This is a genomic window from Pontibacterium sp., assembly GCF_041587635.1.
GTDB lineage: Bacteria > Pseudomonadota > Gammaproteobacteria > Pseudomonadales > Balneatricaceae > Pontibacterium.
The window spans coordinates 1-4,356 of record NZ_JBFGYC010000354.1; the positions used below are offsets into that span (position 1 = coordinate 1).

The window sequence follows — 4,356 nt, forward strand, 5'->3', positions numbered from 1 at the left end:
CGCCCCATGATAATTCCCACCTCAAACAGCAACCACATAGGTAGAGCCAACAGACTCTGGGAGATTACATCAGGAGGGGTTAGCAACATCCCCAGAACAAAACACCCCACCAACACATAAGCTCGTTTTTGCGCCAGACCATCGGCTGTGGCCGCACCTGTCCAAATGAGCAGCAGTGTCGCTATAGGTATTTCAAAAACGATACCAAACGCGAAGAATAACTTGAGCACAAAGTTCAGATAGCTGCTGATATCAGTCGCAATCTCGACATTGACGGGTACGACACTGGTAAAGAAGCCAAACATCAATGGAAATACGACGTAATACGCAAACGCCATACCTGCATAGAACAGGAAAATACTGGAGATCAGCAACGGCACCGCTAATCGTTTCTCGTTTTGATACAAACCCGGTGCGATAAACCCCCAGAGCTGATGCAAAATAACCGGCATCGCCAGGAAGATAGATGCCACGAGTGTTAGCTTAAAAGGCGCAAAGAACGGCGAGGCGACATCCGTCGCGATCATGCTGGTGCCTTCTGGCAATAAAGATGTCAGCGGGTCAGACAGATAGGTGTAGAGGTCGTTAGCAAAATAGAATAACGACAGAAAGATCAGCAACACTATCAGCAATATCCGCATCAGGCGCTGACGCATCTCTAACAGATGGGAAATGAGAGGTTGTTCCTGATCCTGACCCGGCAGGTTATTACTATGCTCGCTCATTACTTCTCAGTCTTATTTGCGGCATCAGGGGCCGATTGTTCGCTTCCCGTAGATATCGGTGGGGCGATACTGTTTTCAGGCCGAGGCGTACTCTCACCCGAGGCAGGTTGCTGGGCTTTGAGTTCTTCCGGCGAAGAGACGCTGCTACCAAAGGGAGAATCATCACTGCTCCCTGAATTAAAAGGCGTACGCATCTCTTCCAGCTCTTTATCCAGCTGTTCTTTTTGAATTGCCGCTGTGCGCTTCATCTCATCAATACGCAGTTCTTCAGAGATTTCACTCTGAATACCACTGAGCGTGCGTCGGATACGACCAACCCATAACCCTGCAGTACGGGCCGCAGTGGGCAGCTTCTCTGGACCAAGGACCACCAGCGCTACAACGGCAACAATAAGCAGTTCAGCAAAGCCGATATCAAACATCTACTATGCCGCCGGCTTATTTGTCAGTCTTAGTTTCTTCTTTCTTCGCTGCAGCTGAATCAGCTTCATTGAAGTCAGCGTCTTCTTTATTCAGCTGTTTAGCTGGCTCTTCTTTTTTCTCTTCATCTTCGGTTACAGCTTTCTTGAAACCTTTGATTGCGCTGCCCAGGTCTCCGCCCATGCCACGCAGTTTCTTAGTACCAAACAGAAGAACAATGATCAGAGCAACAATCAACAGCTGCCAAATACTGATACCACCAATGCCCATACTAAAACTCTCCGCTTTTATTCTTATATTGAGGGCAGTTTTCCGCCACCCAACAAATGAAAATGAATAGGGTAGACCTTCTGACGTTCACCCCGCCCCAACTTAGTAACGGTGTGGCAGGATCATCACTGGACGATAAGTCTTGTACCGCCCGCCTGCGGGTCATCTAAATCTCGTACTTGTCTTCGCGATATCGTAAATAGCCACTTTGAGTGATCCGTTCCGAAGCACCGCGAAGTATTTATCCTGATACATAATGTTTGCAGGCACATTACCTACAACAATCCGACAGATAACGTGCTCTGCCATGACTTATTTATTGGTACGCGCCGCTTTTTCTTCAAGGCCAGACATATCAAAACGACGCGACAATTCATCGATAATCACCTGGGGTTTCTCTCCCAGATGGGACAACATCACTAAGCTATGAAACCAGAGATCAGCGGTCTCATAGATCACATCACTGTTATCACCGCTTTTCTCTGCGTCTTTGGCAGCAATGATAGCTTCGACCGACTCTTCACCCACTTTTTCCAAAATCTTGTTCAGACCTTTGGCGTGCAGGCTGGCTACGTAGGATTTCTCGGAAGCTGCGTTTTTTCGCTCTTCCAGAATTTCTCCCAATTGGGTCAATACGTCACTCATCGAATACAGCCTATTTGTTGTAAATACTTGCCGGGTCTTTCAGCACCGGTTCTACCGGCACCCATTCTTCATCTTTCAGTACGCTGTAAAAACAGCTCTCTCGCCCAGTATGGCAGGAGATACCGCCCAGCTGCTTAACATGCATCAAGATGACATCGGCATCACAATCCAACCGAATTTCATGCAACTGCTGCACATGCCCGGACTCTTCACCCTTGCGCCAGAGCTTGTTACGCGAACGAGACCAATAGATGGCTCGCTGCTCTTTGACGGTCAGAGACAGTGCCTCTTCGTTCATCCATGCGACCATCAAGATACGACCCGTTTCATGGTCCTGTGCAATCGCCGGGACCAAACCATCGCTGTTCCATTTTACCTGTTCAAGCCAAGGTGCAGACATGTGTTTACTTCTTTAGCAAATTCTAATTCAAAGCGGCAAGCATACCTGAACAAACTGCCTTCCACCATATATACAACAGGCGTATAACCAAGGCGTAGCGCCAGATTTCTAGCGTCGTACTACCAGATACAAACCAACACCGGCAGCGATCCAGGACGCCGCTGAAACTGATGCCAGCCAATCCATCGCCTGATCATTACCCGAGACAACCGCCAGTAATATCAACGCCACACCCAGATAACGTGTGGGTCGATGCCTGCGCTCAAGCTCATCTCTCGCGGCAGCATATGCCCGCAGATCACGCGCACGACTATCATCCAATCGACGAACCTGATTCAGTGCATCAAACACCAGTTGCGGCATATGTGGCATTTTCTCCAGCCAATCCGGCGCCTGCTGCTTGATGCTACGGTAGACTGCCTTAGGCCCCATCCGTTCCTTCATCCAGCCTTCAAGGAAAGGTTTAGCAGTCTTCCACAAATCCAGTTCTGGATAAAGCTGACGACCCAGTCCCTCAATATTCAGCAGGGTCTTTTGCAACAATACAAGCTGCGGCTGTACTTCCATATTAAAGCGCCGCGCAGTTTGGAAAAGTCCTAATAGTACCTGACCAAAGGAGATCTCTTTCAGCGGTTTCTCGAAAATGGGTTCACACACACTACGAATGGCTGTTTCAAAGGCATCCACATTGGTATCTGATGGCACCCAACCTGAATCCACGTGTAGCTGTGCGACCTGCCGGTAGTCACGCTGGAAGAAAGCCAGAAAGTTTCGCGCCAGATAACTCTGATCTTCTGGGGTAAGCGAACCCACGATGCCAAAATCAACAGCGATATATTGAGGAGACTGTGGGTTATCACGAGACACAAAGATATTGCCCGGGTGCATATCCGCATGAAAGAAGCTGTCACGAAACACCTGAGTAAAGAATATCTCTACTCCGCGTTCCGCCAGTTTTTTCATATCAGTATTCTGGGCTACAAGCTGCTCCACATCAGCAACAGGGATACCATGGATACGCTCCATCACCAGAACGTTGGAGCGGGTATAGTCCCAATAAATCTCCGGAATATAAAGAACGTCAGAACCGTCAAAATTGCGGTGTAGCTGCGAGCCATTTGCCGCCTCTTTTCGCAAATCCAGCTCATCAAAAATCGTTTGCTCGTACTCTGCAACAACCTCAACCGGGCGTAAGCGACGGCCATCTGCCCAGATCGCCTGTGCAATCTGAGCCAGGCTATAAAGCAGAGCGACATCTTTTTGGATTGTCCGTTCGATACCCGGACGGATCACTTTGACCACAACGTCACGACCATCGCCCAATGTCGCTTTATGGACCTGAGCAACGGATGCGGATGCCAGAGGCTGCTGTTCAAATTGGGCAAACAGCTCACTAACAGGCTGCCCCAGTGACTGTTCTATGATGTGCTGTGCTTCAGCACCGCCGAAGGGAGGCACTTGATCTTGTAGCTTTTTAAGCTCTTCCGCCACGTCATCGGGTAACAAATCACGACGGGTAGAGAGCATCTGGCCAAACTTGATGAATACCGGCCCCAATGCCTCCAATGCCAGACGCAGGCGTTCGCCACGAGGCTGGTCTGCCGCGACCATATAACGCCACGGTAACAGTTTTAGCAGTACACGCAGATAAAAGGGAAGATTCATCCCGTCGAAGAACGTATCCAGACGGTAGCGGGCAACAACCCGCAGGATTTTTACACTTCTGAGCAGACGTTTCACAAACAGGTGATCCTGTAATCAGCTAATTCGGCGCGACAATGCTACACCATCCCAATAGAAATTCATTGCCTAATATCAGATCAGCCAATGACTGCCTGATTGCGTCCGTTCGCCTTGGCTTTATAGAGCATTTCATCTGCACGACTAAACAAAGAC

The 4,356-nt window shown here is 49.2% G+C and carries 6 protein-coding genes; all 6 read right to left on the reverse strand.

The window, feature by feature from the left end; translation table 11 throughout:
• Nucleotides 1–725, reverse strand: a 725-nt coding sequence (gene tatC, locus ABYW01_RS15280) for a twin-arginine translocase subunit TatC (RefSeq protein ID WP_372834259.1), incomplete at its 3' end; no start/stop codon positions are given.
• On the reverse strand, nt 725–1,147 hold the full coding sequence (gene tatB, locus ABYW01_RS15285) for a Sec-independent protein translocase protein TatB (protein ID WP_372834262.1): 423 nt from the start codon (nt 1,145–1,147) through the stop codon (nt 725–727). The genes tatC and tatB, both read right to left, overlap by 1 nt.
• A 16-nt stretch (nt 1,148–1,163) precedes the next feature.
• Complete coding sequence (gene tatA / locus ABYW01_RS15290; protein ID WP_372834264.1) at nt 1,164–1,415, reverse strand: twin-arginine translocase TatA/TatE family subunit; 252 nt, start codon at nt 1,413–1,415, stop codon at nt 1,164–1,166.
• A gap of 312 nt (nt 1,416–1,727) precedes the next feature.
• The gene (locus tag ABYW01_RS15295; protein ID WP_372834268.1) at nt 1,728–2,060 is read right to left on the reverse strand and encodes a phosphoribosyl-ATP diphosphatase; all 333 of its coding nucleotides are present in this window, start codon (nt 2,058–2,060) and stop codon (nt 1,728–1,730) included.
• Nucleotides 2,061–2,070: 10 nt separating this feature from the next.
• Entirely contained in the window at nt 2,071–2,460 is a 390-nt protein-coding gene (gene hisI / locus ABYW01_RS15300) for a phosphoribosyl-AMP cyclohydrolase (RefSeq protein WP_193955251.1), read from the reverse strand.
• 108 nt (nt 2,461–2,568) lie between these two features.
• On the reverse strand, nt 2,569–4,200 hold the full coding sequence (gene ubiB / locus ABYW01_RS15305) for a ubiquinone biosynthesis regulatory protein kinase UbiB (RefSeq protein WP_372834271.1): 1,632 nt from the start codon (nt 4,198–4,200) through the stop codon (nt 2,569–2,571).
• Nucleotides 4,201–4,356 lie beyond the last annotated feature (156 nt).

Coding starts and splice junctions, on each gene's coding strand:
- tatB (WP_372834262.1), bottom strand. CDS start 1,147: ATGTTTGATATCGGCTTTGCTGAACTGCTTATTGTTGCCGTTGTAGCG.
- tatA (WP_372834264.1), bottom strand. CDS start 1,415: ATGGGCATTGGTGGTATCAGTATTTGGCAGCTGTTGATTGTTGCTCTG.
- ABYW01_RS15295 (WP_372834268.1), bottom strand. CDS start 2,060: ATGAGTGACGTATTGACCCAATTGGGAGAAATTCTGGAAGAGCGAAAA.
- hisI (WP_193955251.1), bottom strand. CDS start 2,460: ATGTCTGCACCTTGGCTTGAACAGGTAAAATGGAACAGCGATGGTTTG.